General features: G+C 33.0%; 36 protein-coding genes and 1 pseudogene. 30 read left to right on the top strand and 7 right to left on the bottom strand.

Going from position 1 to position 20,150, the window contains the following annotated elements; all coding sequences use genetic code 11:
- The 4 genes from GSA01S_RS03945 to GSA01S_RS03960 all read right to left on the bottom strand — a co-directional run.
- On the bottom strand, positions 1–575 hold a 575-nt coding region (locus GSA01S_RS03945; protein WP_174519394.1), incomplete at its 3' end, for a tyrosine-type recombinase/integrase.
- A gap of 258 nt (positions 576–833) precedes the next feature.
- Entirely contained in the window at positions 834–1,676 is an 843-nt protein-coding gene (locus GSA01S_RS03950; RefSeq protein WP_066125093.1) for a type II toxin-antitoxin system PemK/MazF family toxin, read from the bottom strand.
- An 18-nt stretch (positions 1,677–1,694) separates the two neighbouring features.
- On the bottom strand, positions 1,695–2,096 hold the full coding sequence (locus tag GSA01S_RS03955; protein ID WP_066125096.1) for an ImmA/IrrE family metallo-endopeptidase: 402 nt from the start codon (positions 2,094–2,096) through the stop codon (positions 1,695–1,697).
- A gap of 8 nt (positions 2,097–2,104) precedes the next feature.
- Complete coding sequence (locus tag GSA01S_RS03960) at positions 2,105–2,425, bottom strand: helix-turn-helix domain-containing protein (protein ID WP_066125097.1); 321 nt, start codon at positions 2,423–2,425, stop codon at positions 2,105–2,107.
- Positions 2,426–2,582: 157 nt separating this feature from the next.
- Here GSA01S_RS03960 and GSA01S_RS03965 point away from each other — a divergent pair, with 157 nt between their 5' ends.
- The 3 genes from GSA01S_RS03965 to GSA01S_RS10695 are packed head-to-tail and all read left to right on the top strand — an operon-like array spanning position 2,583 to position 3,783.
- Positions 2,583–2,810 (top strand): helix-turn-helix domain-containing protein, encoded by a 228-nt coding sequence (locus GSA01S_RS03965; RefSeq protein ID WP_066125099.1) that lies wholly within the window; start codon positions 2,583–2,585, stop codon positions 2,808–2,810.
- Between the two features lie 39 nt (positions 2,811–2,849).
- Complete coding sequence (locus tag GSA01S_RS03970) at positions 2,850–3,602, top strand: phage antirepressor (protein ID WP_066125101.1); 753 nt, start codon at positions 2,850–2,852, stop codon at positions 3,600–3,602.
- Positions 3,603–3,624: 22 nt separating this feature from the next.
- Entirely contained in the window at positions 3,625–3,783 is a 159-nt protein-coding gene (locus GSA01S_RS10695; RefSeq protein ID WP_157064763.1) for a hypothetical protein, read from the top strand.
- Here the strand turns inward: GSA01S_RS10695 and GSA01S_RS03975 are convergent.
- On the bottom strand, positions 3,734–3,994 hold the full coding sequence (locus GSA01S_RS03975) for a hypothetical protein (protein WP_066125103.1): 261 nt from the start codon (positions 3,992–3,994) through the stop codon (positions 3,734–3,736). The two genes, GSA01S_RS10695 and GSA01S_RS03975, sit on opposite strands and share 50 nt — an antisense overlap.
- Before the next feature lie 50 nt (positions 3,995–4,044).
- On the opposite strand from GSA01S_RS03975, the gene GSA01S_RS03980 reads away from it, so the two are divergent.
- Positions 4,045–4,227 carry a hypothetical protein gene (locus GSA01S_RS03980; protein WP_066125107.1) on the top strand — a complete coding sequence of 61 codons (183 nt, stop codon included), beginning with the start codon at positions 4,045–4,047 and terminating at the stop codon, positions 4,225–4,227.
- Here GSA01S_RS03980 and GSA01S_RS03985 read toward each other — a convergent pair.
- Complete coding sequence (locus tag GSA01S_RS03985; protein WP_066125111.1) at positions 4,224–4,505, bottom strand: hypothetical protein; 282 nt, start codon at positions 4,503–4,505, stop codon at positions 4,224–4,226. The two genes, GSA01S_RS03980 and GSA01S_RS03985, sit on opposite strands and share 4 nt — an antisense overlap.
- 161 nt (positions 4,506–4,666) lie before the next feature.
- Between GSA01S_RS03985 and GSA01S_RS03990 the strand changes: the two genes are divergently transcribed.
- From GSA01S_RS03990 to GSA01S_RS10705, 12 genes are all read left to right on the top strand, one after another.
- On the top strand, positions 4,667–4,876 hold the full coding sequence (locus GSA01S_RS03990) for a helix-turn-helix domain-containing protein (RefSeq protein WP_066125114.1): 210 nt from the start codon (positions 4,667–4,669) through the stop codon (positions 4,874–4,876).
- Positions 4,867–5,133, top strand: a complete 267-nt coding sequence (locus GSA01S_RS03995) for a hypothetical protein (RefSeq protein WP_066125116.1) — start codon at positions 4,867–4,869, stop codon at positions 5,131–5,133. The genes GSA01S_RS03990 and GSA01S_RS03995 overlap by 10 nt, the downstream gene beginning before the upstream one ends.
- A 49-nt stretch (positions 5,134–5,182) precedes the next feature.
- Complete coding sequence (locus GSA01S_RS04000) at positions 5,183–5,377, top strand: hypothetical protein (RefSeq protein WP_066125118.1); 195 nt, start codon at positions 5,183–5,185, stop codon at positions 5,375–5,377.
- Positions 5,365–5,541, top strand: coding sequence for a hypothetical protein (locus tag GSA01S_RS10700; RefSeq protein WP_157064764.1), 177 nt, complete (start codon positions 5,365–5,367; stop codon positions 5,539–5,541). The genes GSA01S_RS04000 and GSA01S_RS10700 overlap by 13 nt, the downstream gene beginning before the upstream one ends.
- 77 nt (positions 5,542–5,618) lie before the next feature.
- The gene (locus tag GSA01S_RS04005) at positions 5,619–5,867 is read left to right on the top strand and encodes a hypothetical protein (protein ID WP_066125119.1); all 249 of its coding nucleotides are present in this window, start codon (positions 5,619–5,621) and stop codon (positions 5,865–5,867) included.
- A gap of 72 nt (positions 5,868–5,939) precedes the next feature.
- Positions 5,940–6,179, top strand: a complete 240-nt coding sequence (locus GSA01S_RS04010; protein ID WP_066125121.1) for a hypothetical protein — start codon at positions 5,940–5,942, stop codon at positions 6,177–6,179.
- Positions 6,157–7,089: a YqaJ viral recombinase family nuclease gene (locus tag GSA01S_RS04015; RefSeq protein WP_066125123.1), complete on the top strand. Its 933-nt coding sequence runs from the start codon at positions 6,157–6,159 to the stop codon at positions 7,087–7,089. Before GSA01S_RS04010 ends, GSA01S_RS04015 begins: the two co-directional genes overlap by 23 nt.
- Positions 7,090–7,091: 2 nt before the next feature.
- Positions 7,092–8,000 carry a recombinase RecT gene (locus GSA01S_RS04020; RefSeq protein WP_066125125.1) on the top strand — a complete coding sequence of 303 codons (909 nt, stop codon included), beginning with the start codon at positions 7,092–7,094 and terminating at the stop codon, positions 7,998–8,000.
- Positions 8,001–8,031: 31 nt separating this feature from the next.
- The gene (locus GSA01S_RS04025) at positions 8,032–9,042 is read left to right on the top strand and encodes a phage replisome organizer N-terminal domain-containing protein (protein ID WP_066125127.1); all 1,011 of its coding nucleotides are present in this window, start codon (positions 8,032–8,034) and stop codon (positions 9,040–9,042) included.
- A 5-nt stretch (positions 9,043–9,047) separates the two neighbouring features.
- Positions 9,048–9,419 carry a RusA family crossover junction endodeoxyribonuclease gene (locus GSA01S_RS04030; protein ID WP_217994626.1) on the top strand — a complete coding sequence of 124 codons (372 nt, stop codon included), beginning with the start codon at positions 9,048–9,050 and terminating at the stop codon, positions 9,417–9,419.
- A 35-nt stretch (positions 9,420–9,454) separates the two neighbouring features.
- Positions 9,455–9,754: an HTH domain-containing protein gene (locus GSA01S_RS04035; protein ID WP_066125128.1), complete on the top strand. Its 300-nt coding sequence runs from the start codon at positions 9,455–9,457 to the stop codon at positions 9,752–9,754.
- A 96-nt stretch (positions 9,755–9,850) separates the two neighbouring features.
- Positions 9,851–10,003, top strand: coding sequence for a hypothetical protein (locus tag GSA01S_RS10705; protein ID WP_157064766.1), 153 nt, complete (start codon positions 9,851–9,853; stop codon positions 10,001–10,003).
- On the opposite strand, the gene GSA01S_RS04040 is transcribed toward GSA01S_RS10705, so the two are convergent.
- Positions 9,973–10,743 carry a DUF4145 domain-containing protein gene (locus GSA01S_RS04040; RefSeq protein WP_066125129.1) on the bottom strand — a complete coding sequence of 257 codons (771 nt, stop codon included), beginning with the start codon at positions 10,741–10,743 and terminating at the stop codon, positions 9,973–9,975. The genes GSA01S_RS10705 and GSA01S_RS04040 overlap by 31 nt on opposite strands.
- Before the next feature lie 162 nt (positions 10,744–10,905).
- Here GSA01S_RS04040 and GSA01S_RS04045 point away from each other — a divergent pair, with 162 nt between their 5' ends.
- The 14 genes and pseudogenes from GSA01S_RS04045 to GSA01S_RS04110 all read left to right on the top strand — a co-directional run.
- The gene (locus GSA01S_RS04045; RefSeq protein ID WP_066125131.1) at positions 10,906–11,301 is read left to right on the top strand and encodes a single-stranded DNA-binding protein; all 396 of its coding nucleotides are present in this window, start codon (positions 10,906–10,908) and stop codon (positions 11,299–11,301) included.
- 208 nt (positions 11,302–11,509) lie between these two features.
- On the top strand, positions 11,510–11,827 hold the full coding sequence (locus GSA01S_RS04055; RefSeq protein WP_245631269.1) for a DUF3310 domain-containing protein: 318 nt from the start codon (positions 11,510–11,512) through the stop codon (positions 11,825–11,827).
- A 207-nt stretch (positions 11,828–12,034) separates the two neighbouring features.
- Positions 12,035–12,472, top strand: coding sequence for a DUF722 domain-containing protein (locus GSA01S_RS04060; RefSeq protein ID WP_066125135.1), 438 nt, complete (start codon positions 12,035–12,037; stop codon positions 12,470–12,472).
- A gap of 140 nt (positions 12,473–12,612) precedes the next feature.
- Positions 12,613–12,683: pseudogene (locus tag GSA01S_RS04065) on the top strand.
- Between the two features lie 114 nt (positions 12,684–12,797).
- Positions 12,798–12,965 carry a hypothetical protein gene (locus tag GSA01S_RS10710; protein WP_157064767.1) on the top strand — a complete coding sequence of 56 codons (168 nt, stop codon included), beginning with the start codon at positions 12,798–12,800 and terminating at the stop codon, positions 12,963–12,965.
- Positions 12,966–13,319: 354 nt separating this feature from the next.
- Positions 13,320–13,925 (top strand): hypothetical protein, encoded by a 606-nt coding sequence (locus GSA01S_RS04070; RefSeq protein ID WP_066125137.1) that lies wholly within the window; start codon positions 13,320–13,322, stop codon positions 13,923–13,925.
- Between the two features lie 38 nt (positions 13,926–13,963).
- Positions 13,964–14,410: a terminase small subunit gene (locus tag GSA01S_RS04075; protein ID WP_066125138.1), complete on the top strand. Its 447-nt coding sequence runs from the start codon at positions 13,964–13,966 to the stop codon at positions 14,408–14,410.
- Positions 14,373–15,602 (top strand): PBSX family phage terminase large subunit, encoded by a 1,230-nt coding sequence (locus GSA01S_RS04080; protein ID WP_245631270.1) that lies wholly within the window; start codon positions 14,373–14,375, stop codon positions 15,600–15,602. Before GSA01S_RS04075 ends, GSA01S_RS04080 begins: the two co-directional genes overlap by 38 nt.
- A gap of 65 nt (positions 15,603–15,667) precedes the next feature.
- Positions 15,668–16,612 carry a phage portal protein gene (locus tag GSA01S_RS04085; protein WP_066125139.1) on the top strand — a complete coding sequence of 315 codons (945 nt, stop codon included), beginning with the start codon at positions 15,668–15,670 and terminating at the stop codon, positions 16,610–16,612.
- Positions 16,613–16,784: 172 nt separating this feature from the next.
- The gene (locus GSA01S_RS04090) at positions 16,785–17,426 is read left to right on the top strand and encodes an SGNH/GDSL hydrolase family protein (protein ID WP_066125141.1); all 642 of its coding nucleotides are present in this window, start codon (positions 16,785–16,787) and stop codon (positions 17,424–17,426) included.
- A gap of 109 nt (positions 17,427–17,535) precedes the next feature.
- Positions 17,536–18,126, top strand: a complete 591-nt coding sequence (locus tag GSA01S_RS04095; protein ID WP_066125143.1) for a hypothetical protein — start codon at positions 17,536–17,538, stop codon at positions 18,124–18,126.
- 121 nt (positions 18,127–18,247) lie between these two features.
- Positions 18,248–18,595, top strand: a complete 348-nt coding sequence (locus GSA01S_RS04100; protein WP_066125144.1) for a phage holin family protein — start codon at positions 18,248–18,250, stop codon at positions 18,593–18,595.
- 122 nt (positions 18,596–18,717) lie between these two features.
- Positions 18,718–19,179, top strand: coding sequence for a glycoside hydrolase family 73 protein (locus GSA01S_RS04105; RefSeq protein ID WP_066125145.1), 462 nt, complete (start codon positions 18,718–18,720; stop codon positions 19,177–19,179).
- A gap of 12 nt (positions 19,180–19,191) precedes the next feature.
- Positions 19,192–20,150, top strand: a 959-nt coding sequence (locus GSA01S_RS04110; protein ID WP_169792669.1) for an N-acetylmuramoyl-L-alanine amidase, incomplete at its 3' end; no start/stop codon positions are given.

Here is a 20,150-nt window from a genome sequence, read left to right on the forward strand (position 1 = left end):
ACTTTTACACATCTTAAAAAATGCTCTAACTGTTCAGCATCATAATAGGGTGCTTGGTATACTTCATCCTTCAATTTACGCTTACGTTTAGGACGTATTACAGCAACCATTGGATTAACTTTAATTAATTTTAAAACAGTTACAGCGTACTCTAGAATTCGTTGAGTTAAGCCAATTAAGTTATGAAATTTAACATATGACGTATACCATTTATTTGTTATAGTTTGACAGTAATGTGTGGTAATTTTATCGACAGACATATTTTCAAAGTAGGGCAGTATATGTTTTTCAATTACGTTAATTTGAATTTGTAATGTGCTTTCTTTTACAGTAGATTCATATATTGGTAACCAGGATTTATATACTTCTTTAAACGTCATCATTCTTGGTGCAACACCAAAACCATTTTCTTCAACCTCAGTTTGAAGTTTGGCTTCAGCAAGGGTTGCTTCACGTTTGGTTTTAAAACCCCGTCTAGTTGTTCGTTTTTGTTTTCCAGTGATAGGGTCAACACCAAGGTATGCGACAAACATATAGGCTGTTGATCCATCTTTTTTTGTGTATTTTTTAATCATTGTTTTTCTCCTTTCGCCTGCCAGCGTGAGAAAATTATGGCATCACCTCCTAAAATTTGTTAAAATAGGTATAGAAAATAGGCCTTATAAAGGCTTGTTTTTTCTTCAATCTCACTCCTCAGACCGCCAAGTTAGAGGGAGTGAGATTTTTTATTCAAATAAAAAAAGCGGATAACGTTAGTTATCCGCCACATGCCCCGAGGGCTTTATCTCAAATATATGTCCTAAAGACTTTATATCATTATATTAGCGGATATTTTATGATTTGTCAAACATAATATATTCGTGCAATTTCTGTGTAATATTATCCATTGTATTCGCACTTAATTTAATTTTATTCAATGAATCATCGATATTTTTTGGATTTATAATTCTACTTTTACTAACTATACGAATTTGGTCAATCTTACAAATAGAATTTATTTTTAACAGTTCTATTTCAGCTAGTGACTTTAATTCTTCTGAACGGTTAATTTGATAGTTGCTTTTTGCTGCTTCAAATGCAGAGATAATTTTATCTAATGAAACATAGATAGAATCATCTGTATATTCTATTTCTTTTTTATCGATACTAGATAGCAAATATGTATGAATTGCGCTTGTACTGTGTCTTTCTAAGCAAATTTTCTTTTCTGTTAGTGAATGTTGAGATTGCAACAAGCTTATCTCTTTTTCTAAGTTTTTTTGATAAACCGTAAAAAGGTTAGAATCTCTTCCAGTAAATTCTGCTTTCATAAAAAGCAAATCATATAGCTCACTTCCAATGTCTATCTCGTAATAACTAAGATTTTTTCCCTTATTTGAAGTGAGCGGTAGCACACATATATTACCAGAATTCATACTGTCTTTATTATTTATTACAACAGCATAGTGAACACCACCTAACTCATATCCAACATTAAAACCAAAATCTACTTTAACTATACTCCCACGAGGAAAGGACCAATACTTATATTTTTTGCCTTTATACTTATTTTCATATATAGCGTGATTTATTAATCTGTAGATTGATTTGATTAGATTTAGATATTGTTTAAAATTCATTTTTTTGTATTTATCTAAGTATTCTTTTATCTTCTTTAGGTAGTCTTGTTCTTCCACTCTTTTCCTCCTCTCCTATTAAATTAGTTGTTTTATTTTATACACTTCAATGATTTGTTCCATTAATCCTACTGTCGTATCAAAATGATCGGCCAGATCATAAACTGTTACTGAATCATTAGTTAGGATATAGTCTTTTAATTGATCTACTGGAACGATTTTCTTATATGACCAAAACCTGGCTTTATTCTCTTGCTTTAGGTTAAATGTTTGTTTGTAATCTGTAATATCTTCATTAACGCTAGTCTCATAATGACCTAATTCCTCAGCTATTGCTGCATATTGCTGTTGAGCGGTGCTTAACTTATTTATATAGACATTATTGTCAACGATTAATCCATGTAATTTAATCGGCATTTCTTCAAAATAAAAATTAAGTACTTCATCATATTGCGCAATCAATGACTCGATTGGACTCAATAGGGCACCTACTTTCGTCTTGATTTTATATAATCAATAAACCTCATGATTTCTTCTAGTTCTTCTTCCGTTACATCATCTTCAATGTGAGCGGCGACTCGCATTGTGTTTTCTGATAATAAAGGAGTATCATCCCATCCCATTAAATATGCAGGGGAAACATCTAACGCATCGGCGATAGCTTCAATAATATCGTTCTTCAGATTTTTTATTTCTCCACTTTCGTAACGTTGAACAGTCGCTTCAGTTTTTCCTATTTTATTTCCTAAATTTTTCAATGTTATTTTTTTTAGTTCTCTAGCATATTTCATTCGCTCTGAGAATGTCATTTTTATTTCCTCCTTATATATTATAATCAGATTATACCCAAAACTTTCAGTATTTGCAATATTTTTGTGTTTTTTACCAAAAAACTTTCGTAAAATGCTTAACTTATTCCGTATGTTAGTTTATATTTGACTTACGTAATAAGAAAGGAGGTCAAATATGTTAGTTATTAATAGCGATTTATTAAAGGCAAAAATAGCAGAAAAAGGCTACAATATTGGAACATTAGCTGAAGCTATAGGAGTCGATAGAGATACCATTAGTAATATGATTAATGGAAATAATAAACCATCATATCCAGTTATGAATGGGATATATTACACCTTAAAATTAAATCCATATGAAGCTACCAGTATTTTTTTTCTAAAAAACTATCGTAAAACGTAAGTTGTTTAGGTAGACATTTCTTTAGAAAGGATGAAACAAATGGAATTACAAATTTTTAAAAATACAGAATTTGGTGAAGTTAGAACTGTGTTAATTGATAACGAACCTTATTTTGTTGGAAAAGATGTAGTTGAAGTGCTTGGCTACGAAATACCAACAAAAGCCGTTAAAGATCATGTTGACCAAGAAGATAAAGACGAAGTCCCAATTCAGGACTCCATCGGTAGATTTCAGAAAACTCCAATTATCAACGAATCAGGATTATACAGTCTAATCCTAAAATCAAAACTACCTAACGCTAAGCAGTTCAAACGCTGGGTGACATCAGAGGTTTTACCAACAATACGCAAGCATAGGGTATATGCGACTGATGAGTTGCTAGATAATCCAGATTTTCTAATAGATGCATTGCAAAAATTGAAGGCAGAACGTGAGCAGCGTTTAATCGCAGAGCAACGTGTATTTGAGCTTCAACCTAAAGCCAGTTACTATGATGTAATTTTGCAAAGCAAGTCACTCGTATCAATTTCGAAAATCGCAAAGGATTACGGGTTGAGCGGTACTAAGTTAAATCAGCTATTAAATGACTGGGGTATTCAAAATAAACAAGGTGGGACATGGTTGTTGTATCAAAAGTATGCACCACTAGGTTATACGCAAAGCCAAACTGTTGAATATAACGGTGGAGAAGGCTCTAGATTACACACCAAATGGACGCAAAAGGGAAGACTTTTCTTACATAATTTGTTAACGAATCATGGATATGTGCCAATGGTTGAAATGAATCTATAAAGGAAATAGTAGGAGGTACAGGATGAATGAAAAAATTAAAGAACTCTCAATTGGTGATGAGAGTTCAATAAAAATCACAAAAGACAATATCCATATAAAAGGTAAAGAAATAAATTTAGATGGGAAAGTAATTATTGAAGAAGCGCATCGACAAAATCATGATTCACATCATAAAGATTAGGTCGTACTTTAAGAATACCATTTATTTCTCTATCAATTATAAATGAACGATTACATTGAACGTTTATTTTTCCATCTAAAGTCATAAAAAATTGTGCAATAACACCGTCAGGATATTCAATTCGGATAATTTTTTCTTGACTAGTTTCAATCAATTTTGAATCAGCTTCAGTTGATTTGAATTCTGGATGATTAAATATCATTTCTGTCATATTTTCCACCTCCTTTATAGGAGAGTATATCACGAAAGGAATTTTAAAAAATGAAAAAACAAATCAAAATAATCGCACTCGTCACCGCAGGATTGGTAGTCGGTGTGGTATTAAGACGAGTAGAAAAACGTATTAAATTTATTGAAAAAGACACAGAGGCTAACTTCAAAACTCTAGATAATTACTTAACCGAAAAATTTAAATTCTATGACAGTGATGGAAATACTTATTAAAAAATATTTTCATTGATCCAATTCCATTGTTCTTTAGTTAACCAACCTTGTTTATTGTTCACAACCTCTAAAATAATAACTTTATCACCATTATCTAAATACGGTTTGAGTTTATCTATCATTTCTCCAGGGGTTAAATATGAGGTGAATAAGAATGCTGATTCCCAATATTTACAATAAGCGCTACTAATATCGTTTTTAATAGTTTTTATCACGTCGGAATATTTTTGTCCTGGTGAATTCAAATCATAAGTGATTATGTAAGGTTTTTTAGTCATATGTATACACCTCTCTTCATGAACGTATTAATTCACAAAATAGACGTACCAGGGCTATTAAGTGGAATCTGTTCAATCAGAGTATAACTTATTTAACATAAAAACACAACATATGGTTGTGCATAACTTTTTTGACGCAATATATAGTATGGAGGTGTATCGTGAACGTAAAAAAATTAAACGATCTGGTTAAGCAATCAGGAAAAACAATTAGACAAATCCAGCTTGAAGCAGACCTTAATTCAGGTCAGTTATATCGGATTCTAAGCGGGGTTACTAAAGACATAACTTTAACCACAGTATTTAAGATTGCTGACGCTTTAGATGTAGATGTGAACATTTTTAGAAAGGAACATAAAAAATGGAATTAACAAGCTTATTATCAGAATCAGCAAGTTTAGAACTTGTTAATCAAATTGTAGACATCATTGAACAAGAAGTTGAAAAACGTATGTTAGCTAAAGAGAAGCAATGGTTGATGCAAAAGGAAGTTTATGAAATATATAACTGCCATGCGAAAATTTTAAAGGAATGGGAAAGATTAGGTTTAAAAAAACGTAGACAAGGTACTAAGTGGTACTACGATCGTTATGAAATTGATGAATTACTTCAGACATTAAAAAAATAAAAAATAAAAAATATGCCTGCCAGCATGAAATACAGATTTGGAGGAAATAATGAAAAAATTATTTGAAGTATTAGCTTGGGTTTTAGTTTTCGTATTAATGTTTATATCCATTTGGAAATTACAAAATTATAGGGAAAACCAAAGAGAAGCTGAACGTATTGAAGCGATGTGTAATTTATCCGATGCGAGATTAGTGAGAAGTGGAATGATTGATTGTAGAGGAGTTAGAGATTGGAAAAATTAAAGACGTTTAAAAGATGGCTGTTAGAGAAATATGAATTAACACCTGAACAATTGAAGGAAAAGCCAGTTGATTTTCAAGCTAGAATACATAGCTATTATACAGATTATGTAAGGATGTGGGAAAATGCTGAAATGGAAGAAGTTGAGCATTCGGAAGTCAATTGAAAATTATCATAAAACTTCTGATGTAGAGCATTTAAGGGATATTATTCGAGTTTATGAGCAAGGAGGTTTGATCTGGTATGTCAAAATGTATGCCAGTGAATTCTGGGCGGAAATCAAAGAGGCATATACCTAGAAAAGATAAGTTTTATGTGGCTTATAAAGGTGATCAAATTGTGACAACAGGAACACCACATGAAATAGCTGTGAAGTTGGGTATTCCGTATAAGCAAGTTTTGTGGATGACAACACCATCGGCTAGAAAGAGAGAAGAACAAAGCATTGAGAAGAATGGGTACTCGAAGAGGATGGTGCTAATTGAAGGTTAAATTAAAACAAACAAAAAAGTCCGTACGCGCATACGGACAAAGAATAAAACTATTCAAGGAGATTATACCAAAATGATTATTAGAGGGCAACGTGATAGTTTAGGAGTTCCGATGGAACCTGACGAAATTTATACAGAAAAAGAAGATTTATTAGGATATGAAATTCAGTTTGGTGATGAAGTTTTCCAGACTGATGATGAGTATATTTTAGTTTCAGAATTAAATAGTTACGGTTATTCAATTTGTAAAAAATGTTTGGATCAGCTTTTATTTATGGGGGTGAATAGATTTGAACTACAAAATTGCTGTTAATAACGAGGAATGGCACGATCTACGAAGCAATGGTCTAGGTGGTAGTGATATTGGTACCATGCTAGGGCTAAACCAAAACAAGTCACCTTACCAATTGTGGCTTGAAAAAACAGGACAGATTGAAGCACCTGACATATCTAGCAAGCTACAGGTACAAATAGGGAATGAGTTAGAAGATTTCGTCGCTAGACTATTTGAGCAAGAAAGTGGAATGAAAGTTCAACGTGATAATAAGACACATTATCACAAAGAACATCCTTTCCTATTGGCGAACATAGATAGAAAAATTGTGGGTGAAAAAGCCTTACTTGAATGTAAAACTACAGGCGCGTTTAGTGCTAATCAATGGGACGAAGATGAAATACCAGCAAGCTATATCATGCAAGTACAGCATTACTTAAACGTATTGGATTATGAGTATGCTTATATCGCAGTTGTGATTGGGAACCATGATTTTAAATTTAAAAAGATAGAACGAGATCAAGAATTGATTGACATGTATATCAAAGAGGCGATTAAATTTTGGAATGAAAATGTACTGAAAAATGTAGCGCCTGAAATTGACGGTTCACCAGCAACTAAAGAAGCTTTGAATTTAGTCGATTACGAGCCTTTAAACAGTTTGGCGATACTTTCATCACAAAAAGAAAAACTTGTCGAACTAGGTAATGTAAAAGCTCAAATCAAAGAACTTACGCAATATCAAACAGAAATCGAAAACAAGTTAAAGAATTACATGTACGAGAATGAAGCAGATGAATTATTATCTGATGAATTTAAAGTGACGTGGAAGGAAACGAAACGTACTTCAATCGATACTAAAGCACTCAAAAAAGAAATGCCAGATGTATATGAGCAATACAGCAAAGAAACAACATATAAACGATTCACAGTAAAGGAGATTAACTAAACATGGCAACAACAGATTCAATCAAAAACGCATTAGCTGAAAAGAAAAACAACAGTGTAGCAACAGCATCCAATTCGGTAAAAGGATTGTTGGATAATCCAGTAATTCAAAATAAATTCAAGCAAATTCTAAAAGACAAATCTGCTCAATTTACAAGTTCCCTGATCACATTGGTTAACAATGATTCATACTTGGCAGACAGTCAACCAATGTCAATTATTGCCGGAGCTATGCAAGCAGCACAGTTAGATTTACCACTAGAAAAACAATTTGGTTTTGCTTACTTAGTACCGTTCAATGAGAAGGATAAAGCGACAGGAAAATGGGTTAAGAAAGCGCAATTTATCTTAGGCTATAAAGGTTATGTGCAATTGGCACAACGTAGCGGACAATACAAGCATTTAAATGTAGGTACGGTATACGAAGGGCAATTGAAATCATGGAATCCGTTGACAGAAGAATTAGATATTGATTTTGATGCTAAGACAAGCGAGCAAGTGGTAGGGTATTTTGGTTATTTTGAATTACTAAACGGATTTAAAAAGACAGTGTACTGGACTAAAGACCAAGTAGAAGCACACCGCATCAGAAATAATAAAGCGAAGGACAAGAAACAACTAACTAACGTGTGGGCTAGTGATTACGATAGCATGGCAGAAAAAACAGTGTTACGAAATATGTTAAACAAATGGGGTATTTTGTCTATTGAATATCAAAAAGCAGTCGTGAGTGATGAGAAAGTGTTTGATGATTTTGATGAACAAGGCAATGGAATCTTTAAAGATGTGACACCGTCTGAACCTGAAATTGTTGAACCAGAGTATGATCCAGCTGAATCAATCAACAACGGTGAAATTATCGGAGAACAAGGCGAGTTGTTTCCTACCAAGGTTAAGTCAAAACTAGAGTAGGCTTTGGCCTATTCTAGAAAGGATGGTGAATATGGCAGAAATACAGTGGATTAAGCTATCGGTCAATATGTTTGATGATGAGAAGATTAAGCTCATAAGAACTATGCCAGAGGGGAACAATATCGTCTTATTTTGGATTCAACTGTTATGTCTTGCTGGCAAAATAAATGATGGTGGAATGGTCTATTTTGGACAAAATTTAGCGTACAGTGACGAAATGCTATCAACAATTTTAGGAACTCCACTAAATATCGTTAGATCAGGGCTCAAAACACTAGACCAATTTGGGATGATTGAAATATCCGATGATGGCCTAATTGATATTACCAACTGGGAAAAGCATCAAAATATTGAAGGAATGGAACGAGTGAAAGATGGGAACGCTGAAAGACAACGTGTCAGTTACTATCGAAAAAAATTAAAAGCAATGGGTATCAATCCATTTCAAGAAGGCATTCCAACTAAATCTAACGCACTTAAAGCATTCGTCAATGAATTAGAATCAAAAAACCTAACGTTAGGTCTCACGTTAGCTAACAGACCAGAAGAAGATAAGAACAGAGAAGAGAAGAAGAGAGAAGAGAAGAATAAAACTACTACTAGCGTAGTAGAAGATGAACAGTCTCAGTTGCAGTCTGTCCTACACTTTTACCAAAATAATTTTGGTGTGCTATCAAATTATATCCAATCAGACTTAATGCAATGGTGTAGTGATCTATCACCAGAGTTAGCAATCAAAGCTATGCAAATTGCTCAAGAAAATCAAAAGTCATACAACTATGCTAAAGGCATCATGCAGAATTGGCTAACGAAAGGTATTAAAACATTGGATGATGTTGCAGCTGAACAAAAGCAATTTCAAAATCGCAAAGTGCCATACAATCGCAAGCAAAAGAAAGATGAAATTAAACCTTACTGGACTAAAGATACTGCAGATACCGAACAAGCTAGTCAACAAACAGTAGTTGATAGTGGTGAAGATATACTATCGGAGTTTAGAAGTTTGATAGATGAGTTTAAAGATGATTCAAAGGAGGAATAAGTGACTTGATTAGGTTAGTGGTAAAAGGAAAGCCGATTACTAAGAAGAACAGTATGCGTATGGTGACTAATCGTAGAAAAGGGAAGATGTTCCCTATCCCATCCAAAGCTTATGAATCTTATCGAACCTTATTTTTATCACAAGCAAAATATGCTGGGAAACCGATTGATTATCGTTGCAACGTTAAAGCTCTTTATTATATGCCAACACGTCATAGAGTGGACTTAACTAATTTATTAAGTGCCACTCATGACCTGCTAGTAGATGCGAAAGTCTTAGAAGATGATAATTCAAAAATTGTTGTGAGTGTAGACGGTTCAACGGTATTGTATGACAAAGATAATCCTCGTGTAGAAATCGAGATAACAGAGATTTAAAGTTTTAGGAATTTATCCTGGAAATGGAGGATCATATGGAAGAAACATTAACAGAATTTCAGCTTAGGCTATTAAAGTTAATACCTGAAGGAATAGAGAATGCAATGAAAATAAGAAGATTGCAAGAGTTACTAGATTGCAGTAGTCGCAAAATTAAAAGTTCTGTAGAAGCTTTGAGGAATAAAGGTTACCCAATTGGCTCTATACGAACGAAACCAGGTGGATACTTTATTATTCGAAATGAAGAAGAATTGGAAGCGACCATAGCACAGAATGAATCACAGATTGAACGAGAATTAAAAACTGTGATGAAGATGAGACAATTTCAGTTTTAAAGTAAAAAGCTGCTAATCTAATATGTAGAAGAATAGCAGTTAATGGTTGGCGAGTGCCATATGGAATTAATGATAGTGAACATTAGGAGGGAAAATATGGAAAAAAGTAAGCTAAAAGAGAAAATTTCTAATTTAGAAAATATTCTTATGTTGTATCAGGAACAAATGGAAACGATGATTAAAATTAATAAAAGGTTATTAGATTATTTAGAGGCGCATTATCCTAAAAAAGATTCAACATCAGAGTAAATCATTTCTTTCTCAATTTCATTAATTAATAAGGCAATAAACTTCTTCATATCTTGAATACCATAGTTTTGATGGATAGGTGTATAGTGCGTTTCATCATTACCTAAATATGAGATTGCTTGAGCAACTTTTTTTAATCTTTCAGAAGGAAGTTTATTAATTTTTTCTGATAATCGTGTTTTTGGATTTTCTAACCATTCTTTTGTAACAGAGTCATCTATTGAATAATCTTTTAAAAAATCTGTAACCAAAAACTCAATTGATTTTCTGTAACCCATGCCTGCTAAATGTGTAAGTTGATTTTTCTCAGCTTCGGCTGATTGTTTATAAATTTCAAAAAAAGAAGGATATTTATTTTGGATTATTTCTGGAATTGAATTATCGTAAATTATTTTAGGAATTTGATTAACAGCTACTAAAACATAAGGAAAATGTATCTCACCTGTTTCATCATTGTTAAATTGAAATTTTTCATATTTAAAAAATTGAATAGTACTTTCTTTACAACTTAAGCAGGCAAACACACCTACAGCATCGTAAATGTTATTTTTTGTTACCAGTACCAAATCGACCGCTTCTTGGTGACCAGTATTTTTACAATGGCCACATATTTTTGGCTCTTCAATAAATACATCAGAGCTAGTTGTTCGTGGTCTTTCTAAAGTGTAGTCAAATCCTTGTTTTGTGAAGCTTCTAATATTATTTAGCTGTCTAATATTTCTTATTTGTTCATCATTCATAATAAATCTCCTCAAAACTTTTTATTTTAATCATATCACAGAAAGGCAGGTGATACATTGGAAAAGCAAAATAATTCTTTCGGACAAGAAAAACTATTAAAGAAAAACAATTATTGGAGATCAATATATTTTAATTAACTATCACTAAAAAGGAGTGTTCAAATGAATAATGTACAATTGATTGGTCGATTAACTCGGGATATCGACTTAAGAAAGACACCGCAGGGCGAATCGGTTGGTCGTTTTAATTTAGCAGTAGAACGCAAATATAAGAATAAACAAGGTGAATATGATGCTGATTTTATAAATTGTGTTGTGTGGAGACAAGCAGCAGACATTATGAATAGATATTGTAAAAAAGGCACAAAAGTTGCTATCGATGGCAATATCCGCACAGGAAGTTACGACAACCAGCAAGGTCAAAGAGTTTATACAACAGAAGTCTACGTTAACAATTTTTATTTTGTTGAACCGGCAAAAGCTACTGATTCTGGTCAATCTCAATTCGAAGACTTTGGTGCGGTTGTTGATATTAATCAAGATGATTTACCATTTTAAGGTGATTGTATGGAGGCAATAGTAAAAAAAGACTATGTATATTTATTAAGAAATCTGACTACGAATGATATTTTGGTTTTTGAAACAGAGGGATTAGCCTATCAGTATTTAAATAAGACTTTCCCCTATGGCAGGACATTTAATTCATTAACAAGTAGATTGATGGATAGTCAGTATAAAATTACTCGAGTAAAAAGGAGATTCATTTATGGAGATGAGTGTTAGTGAGTTTTTCGAAGAGTTATTAAAAATTAACGATGAGATGAATGAGAAAATGTTTAGTCCGATAGAAAGTGATTCAAACAATGTTCATAGACCAGATCACTATCAAAAAGAAAATGGGTGGGATCTATTTGAAGTATGGAACAAATTGTATTCAAAAGACGAATTTATATCCATTATGGAAAGTCATGCTGATAAATACATCAAACGACACAGACATAAAAATGGTATTGAAGATTTAGAAAAAGCGATTGAAACACTGACTCGTTTGAAAGAATACGAATTAAGATATCTGGAGGAATAATAATATGAAAATCATGACATTAGATCCAAAGGCTAAGTTGTTTGAGAAAGCTCATAAAACAGATGCTGGTACGGTGTTTGTAAAGGATGCTGAGTAAATGCAGAAAATATTGATTATTATGATGGTTGTTTTCTTACTCTATAAAATGACCGAAAACGATGATAAATATTCGATGTAGTAAGTTGGAAGTGTTTGGAGGTTGGTTAAATGGTTCAGCTACATAAAAGTACAGGATTGAGATGGAGAACATATCGTTATATTGAAGGTATTATCCAAGACTTAGATATATATGAAACACTGATAAACAAGCGCACGACGGAATTATTGACACCATATATGAAACCCGATGAAAATATCGGCGGTGGCAGATCAAGTATTACTATTAATCCAACAGAACAATCGGCAAATGCCTTAGCTGAGGATGGGGAACTGAATCAGTTAGTTAAGGAATATGATGCTGCTACAGCAGAGATAAATAAGATGTTGCCAGAACACAGGAAAGTGATTGAGATGGCATATATAAATAAGCCTAAAACACTTACTTGGCAAGGTATAGCGTTAGAATGCAACTACAGTCCTAAGCATTGTTATTGGATAAGAGACCAATTAATAATAAAAATAGCAAAAAAATTGAAAATGAGGTAACTTTTGGCGGTATAAAACATGTAATAATAGTATTGTAAGGAACTGACAAAAGACTTACAAATAACATACAGAAAGGTAACTGTATGTAGTGTTTAACTAATTGTCTCCTCCAAGGTATTGCCCAGGAAACTGGGCAGAAAACAGAAGTGGCGTAAAGGAAGCGTACCAGTTACATTGGCTGGGGGTGTGGGTTCGATTCCTACCTTCTGAATATACTGATTTAGAAAATTGGTATAAGTATACAATCTCCCTATTTTTCCACCTAGTAAACCTAGGTGGTTTTTGGTATATTAGTATTACTAAATAATAGAGAGGATAGTATTTTATGGATGAGCAACAATTTCATCAGATTGAAGAAACTAATGAGCAATTAAGACGAATAGCAGATGCGTTAGAATCTATTTCGGAAAAATTAGGCAATCCATTCACGCTAGATGTAGCTACCAGCTTAGAACAAATTGCTTCTAACATAGAAGATATTAATATGGATTAACTTACTATTTTAACATTGCTTAAATAGTAAAATTTTTTGTTTCGATTAGGTAACAAGATATTATACGAATATCCAACTCATATTGATATAATAGCGTAATCAATAGGAGGAAAATTTTATGTAAAAACATTTAGATGACTTGTGTTTTGAAGATATTGATGAGTTTAGAGTTGCAATTTTAATGATTTAAGAAATAATATGAAAAGAGAAGTAAATAAGTATGGATAATAAACCAACAAAGAAAGATGCAAGAGAATTTGCGGATAAATATAGAAATTATACTAACGAAAGAAGCCGAAAGGCTCCGGCTCCATCAAAACCGATATCTAGACCACCGAAAAAAGAGGATAATAAATGAGCTTTATTGAACTTATTTCATTTTCATCTTTTCTCGGAGGGATAAATTATTGGATTGGATCAAGATTTGATCTTTATTATTTTGTTGATTATGAGGAGAAAGATGAAAAGTATAATTTATGGGTTGTTTTAGGATTAGGTAATTATTTTTTACATAACGAAATAATTTTTCCTTTGCTGAAAGAATTAAACCATACTTTTGTTTGGTTTGTCAGCTTGATTGTTATGATTACTTTGCAATTTATGACTATAAATACTATTAAATCAATAGAAAGTTCTATTAAAGGTAAAAATAGTCATATATTGTTTAACAAGAATGCCTTTACTGAAATGATGATTTCAAACGAAGGTTACACGTACTGTCAGATATTTGATTTTGATAATAAATTTATCGAAGAAGGTTATATAGAACACTATAATTCTAAAAATAATGAAGGGCTAGCTTTTAGTTTAGTACCAATAGCTAAGGAAGATTATAGAGATACAAAATATAACGATTTTAGGGTAGATTTTGGTGAAAAAGATGAGTTTATTTATATTGATTTTCAAACAAAAGTAAAAGTATATATAAAATTTTATAAAGTAAAAAAAGGCATCGATTAAGATGTCTTTTTATTTTGCCTAGAAAGGGGTGATGGAAAATCAAACTGACAATAAAACAACAGAGATTCGCTGATGAGTACATTATCTCAGGAAATGCGACAAAAGCAGCGATAAAGGCTGGTTATAATAAAAAATATGTAGCAACGAATACTGATAAATTACTAAAAAATACTAATATTAAATCCTATATAGACGAACGACTTGAAGCGCTGGAAGATGAAGCAATTGCTAAGCAAAATGAAGTTTTGAAGTATTTAACCTCCGTCATGCGAGGAGAACACACCGAACAAACAACAATCGGTTTAGGTGACGGTTTGCAAACAATCACCGATATCGAAGTATCTGCTAAAGATCGTATAAAAGCAGCTGAATTACTTGGTAAACGTTATGGAGTCTGGACTGATAAAGTGGATGTAAGTGGAACAGTTACTTCTGTTAATATTATTGATGACATTCCAATCGGAAGTGATGATGATGGAGGCTAGGGTTAGATTAACTGACTTGATTGCTCCGTCATTTTTTAATTTGCATCATGATATTAAACAGAAACAACATTCTAAGTATTGGATAAAAGGTGGTCGTGGTTCTACCAAGTCATCTTTTGTATCAATAGAAATTATTATGGGAATGATGGCTGATCAAAATGCTAATGCGGTCGTTTTGAGAAAAGTAAAAGACACATTAAGAGAATCAGTTTATGAGCAAATGTTATGGGCGATTGATAAATTGAATGTTAGTCATTTGTGGCACGATTCGCTAAATCCTTTAGCAATTACCTACATACCAACTGGTCAAAAGACTATTTTTAAAGGTGCAGATAAACCGAAGAAGGTAAAGTCTAGCAAATTCAGAAAAGGATACGCAAAGTACATTTGGTATGAAGAAGCAGACGAGTTTGAGAGTATTCAAACAATTCGAACAATCAACCAATCGCTTATTCGTGGTGGCCAAGACATTTTAACCTTTTATACCTATAATCCACCTGAATCTGTTAACAACTTTATCAATTCAGAAGTAGAACATCAAAAGTTACGAGATGATACGATGGTACATTCGAGTACTTATTTATCAGTTAATCCAGCTTGGCTGGGTCAAGATTTTATAAATGATGCTGAACATCTAAGAAGTGTGAATCCTAAAAAGTATGAACATGAGTATATGGGTATTGTGACTGGTACTGGTGCAGAAGTCTTTACTAATATTGTCACTCGCAAAATTACTGATGAGGAAATTGCTACATTTGACAAAATCAATCGTGGTATTGACTATGGTTTTGCAGCTGAACCAACACACTATACAGAAAACTTTTTCTATAAGCCTAAACGTAGGCTTATTATTTTTTCAGAAATCCATAAAAAAGGCATGAAGAATCAAATGATTACTGATGAAGTAAAATCGTTAAATCCAATAAATGAAGAAATCATTTCAGATAGTGCTGAGCTAAGAACTAATGCTGAATTAAGAGATTTAGGATTGAAATTAAGACCGGCGAGAAAAGAGCCAGGTAGTGTGGAGAATGGTATCAAGTGGTTACAAGATTTAGAAGAAATAATAATTGATCCGGAACGTACACCAAATACCTATCGTGAATTTTCTGGATATGAAATTGAAAAAAAGGTAATGGTAATCTTAAAGGAACTTATCCTGATAAAGACAATCACTCGATTGACTCAGTAAGATATTCATTTGAAGATTATATGAAGCCAGCAGTTAAAGTAAAAACGTTTAAAGGAGGTCTATGATTGGTTTTTGTATTTGATTCAAACAAAGAAATTACTAGTGAAGTGATAGAAGAATTTATCTATAAGCATATGGAATTAGTGCCGAAGTATACGGAATCGAAAAACTTTTACGAAGGTCTACACGATATTTTGAAGCGACCAAAACGGGAGGCTTACAAACCAGATAATCGAATTGTGGTTAATTTGGCCAAGTATATGGTGGATACATTCAATGGTTTCTTTAATGGAATCCCATGTAAAGAGACCCATGAAAATGAAAAAACTAACCAGGTGCTCAATGATTTCGGTAGACGAAATGATTTAGATAACCATGAGTCAGAACTTGATAAAATGGCGAGTATTTATGGGTATGCGTTCGAATATATGTATCAAGATGATGATGCATTAAAACGAGTAATTTATAACTCACCATTGGATTTGTTTATCGTTTATGATGATACTATTCAACAAGAACCTCTATTCGCTGTAAGATACTATTTCGATGATAATGAAAGGATACAGGGAGAGCTAACAACATTAACGCATCGGTTGAAGTTGTTTGAGGATGATAAAGGGAAAATTGTGATTGAAGAACCTAATAATAATATTAATAGCCCAGAACATAACGCTTTATACTATGACGGATTATCCGTAGTGGAATATATCGAAAATGAAGAGAGAATGTCGCTATTCGAATCAGTTAAATCGATGATGAATACTTTGAATAATGCTATCTCTGCTAAAGCAGATGATGTGGACTACTTTGCCGATGCGTATCTGGTTATTTTAGGTGCATTATTGGACGAAGACACAATAAGAGACTTTAGAGCCAATCGAACTATTAACATGGAAGGCGGCGATATTAATAAATTAGTTATCGAATTCTTAGAAAAACCAAGTTCTGATGAAACACAAGAAAATTTAATTAATCGATTGCTAGATTTAATCTTTACAACAGCAAGATAACATGTGGTATTTTGAGCCTACTGTTAGTACAGTAGAGCCGATGACAGTAGAACTATATAACAAAATTTTTTTTAAAATCAATTCTACTACAACTAATATTTAAATCACCGAAATTGCTCGGAAAGACAAAAAGGTATTAATCATTGGTGATAGTACGGTCAATGCAAGCAAAATGTCGCAAGAATTAATTGACTCGTACGCTTTAGAATCAAGTAATCTACAGTTATTAGGTACGAGAGGCTCCGACGGAAATTATCACGAGGGGCGCGGTGGATGGACAACCAGCTTATACCGTACTAATCAAATCTACTATGGGTCAGGCAACCCATTCTTTAACCCTGATAAGAATGATTTTGATTTTGCCTATTATATGGCCCAAAATGGTTATAGTGGTTTGACGGATGTAATATTCCAGTTAGGTATTAATGATGTGTTTGGTTTGGAGAATGATAATTTAATGTCAGGAATCATTAAAACAATCACAGATTATGAGGCATTAGTACAATCAGTTAGGGCCTACGATTTAAATATTCAAATTGGAATCACCGTGACAATACCACCAAATGCAAGTCAACTGGCTTTTGCGAAAGCTTATAAGACAGGTCAAACGCAATGGATGTACAAGCGTAATAACGCGGTGTGGATCAACCAGCTTATAGAACATTTTAAAGGTAGAGAAAGTGAAAATATTAGGTTAATCGGACAGAATGCCTGCATTGATACTAAAACTCGAATAGCTGATGGCGTACACCCCACAGTGGAAGGATATCAAGAACTAGGTAGAGTAGTGTATGCGTACCTTAAAAACAATTAGAAAGGAGTAGATAGATTGATATGATAAATTATCGTTTCGTTATCTAGTGTATTACAATAACACCCCTAATTTGATATATTAGATGTATTAAATCGGGGAGATGTTATATATGAAAGACATAAGATGGTTATTTATTTTAGTTTTAACAGTTTTATTAGGATTTTCTATTTACCGAGATGATGAAACTTGGATATCAATATTAATTGTTTTGGTAATGATTGTAGCATGGTATTTTAACGATATTAAAGAAGTAACTATGTCTGCGGACAAAATTAGTATTAAGAAAAAAGAAGAAAGATTAGATGAATTAACTAACGAAGCAGAAAACTTAATAAAGTATATTAATGATTCGATTGACCCAATTATTCAATATAATCTAGCTCAATTGAGAACTGATGGCACCTTTGATGAAATAGTTGGTTTGCCATTTGTAATTAATTTCTTGGTTAGTGCTAAGAACATGGCAATAAATATGAAACAAGACAAGAAGTACGATATGCAATTAATGAATTTAAAGAATACTGTAGTTCATAATTTTCATATTGGTGCAGGCAGAATTTCTAAAAAATACAATGATGAAATTCAAAATAATAATAAATCAAGAGACTTATTAAATAGACAGTATTCAGAAAGTTATGATAACCTGAAGCCGTTTGATGATGAATATTTGAGGTTAAAAAATATTGATCCAGAAAATTAAATGTATGTTAAATGTGTTGAGATGTTGAAGTACTATTTTGAGTTAATTAAATAGAATCAATGATTGTAATATTGAAGAGTAGGCTTATGCCTGCTCTTTTAATTTGGAAAGGAGTAGATTAATGTATATGAAAGATTTTCAATCTGTCGTAATGGCAGATATTATAAGTAACATTAACAAGACATTGGGCAGTCCGCTCTTTGTCTTTTTTGTTTCCCTATTAGCACTTGATGTGTTCACAGGATATAGTAAAGGTATCATTACAAAACAATGGGATAGTAAAAGAGGTACTGACGCCTTGCCAAGACATTTAAATGTTTTGATTTCAATTGTCTTTGTAGGAGTAGTATCTCGTATGTTTAACTTCCAGATATTTTCATATGGATGGTGCACAACGTTTATTATCAACTATATAGGTTCAGTTATAGAAAATTTAGATGCTATGGAGTTCCAATACCTGCTTGGCTAGAACCAATAACTGAACATATGAAGCGATTAAATGATAATAGGATGAAAGAGATTTTAAATATCGTAGAAGAAAGTAACGTAAAGATTATTGTAGAACCAAAAGATAATCCTAAGGAGTAATTTATGGAACAAACAAATACGTTTATTAAAAAAATGGCGCCGTTATATCAAGCGGTGCCTTCTGTTTTAAAGACTTCTACTCTCATAGCACAAGCTGTAGTAGAGAGCTCGTGCGGAAACTCGGAATTAGCAAGAAACGCGAACAACTACGCAGGGATAAAAGCTAGTGAGCCATGGACTGGCGAAACATATACGAAAACAACTCTAGAAGAAGTAAATGGAGTTCTAGTCGAAGTTCCAGGTGAAAAGTTCCGCAAGTATCAAACGATTGAACAGTTTGTAGTTGATCATAGCAACTTTATAACCTCAACACCTTGGCGAGAAAAGCATTATGCTGATGTGATAAATGCTACAACTTATCAAGGTCAATGTGCTGCGTTAACTAAAACATATGCAACAGATAGTAGTTATGGGATTAAGTTGATTGAGACGATTGAACAAAATAATTTAACACAATATGATTAGGAGGTAGAAGTAATGTGGAAATATCCAAAAATTAAAGTACTAGATTTGTTTAGTAAATACACTGGTATTTATGGTAATCCAGTGGGACTGATTTATCATAATGATGCCGGATCTCCGACGGGTTTAGGATATGAGGGGTGGCTTAGAAACTCTAGAGCAAATTCAGAAGCAAATGCAGCATTAGGTTTTGCTCACGAATACATTTCAACAGGAGAGATTTTGCAAGTCCAACCATTAAATGCTCCAGCATGGGCAGCTGCAAATTCCTATTATAATAATAACATTATGCATATTGAAATTTGCCAACAATTATCAGCTAATGATGCGCAATTTAAAGCAAACGAGGAATATGCTTTTATGCGTGGAGCAGAATTGTGTCATAAGTACGGTATTAAACCAGATAAAGCTACAATTAAACTTCATAGACAAGTGTCAAATAAAGGAACAGAGTGTCCTAAGCGTTCAGCGCAATTACACGGCGGTTACGATAAAGTACAAGAATATTTTATTGCACGTACAAAGCACTACATGAGTTTGGGTAAAGCTATGAAGGAAATGATTGATAAATTGAATGGCGGGGCAAAAGTAGCTAGCGATAGTCGATATATCGAGTTAAGACCATATTCTAGCAACGCTAAGGCTTTTGATAAGTTAGAAGTTGGCCAAAAGGTTACAATTCGTAAAGGACAGACGTTCTGGTATGATCCTCAAAGCGGAAAAGGAATTAAACCTAGTGGTGACTTCACAGGCGATACCAATATCATTGAACGTGTAATGAACGTGGAAGTTGGCTATTCTCGAAGAGCATATCTGCTTAAAGGCAAGTATTCATGGATTTTAGAGCAGGATCTTGTGGAGGCTCGTAAATCATGGGAGCCAGTTAAGGTTGATGATGAAGTCCAGCCAACAATTCCTCAAGGAAAAAATTATGCCTTTATTGATGGTAAGTATTATGATGTGAGTTTGAGAAC

The sequence above is a fragment of the Globicatella sanguinis NBRC 15551 genome, assembly GCF_001552295.1.
Lineage (GTDB): Bacteria > Bacillota > Bacilli > Lactobacillales > Aerococcaceae > Globicatella > Globicatella sanguinis.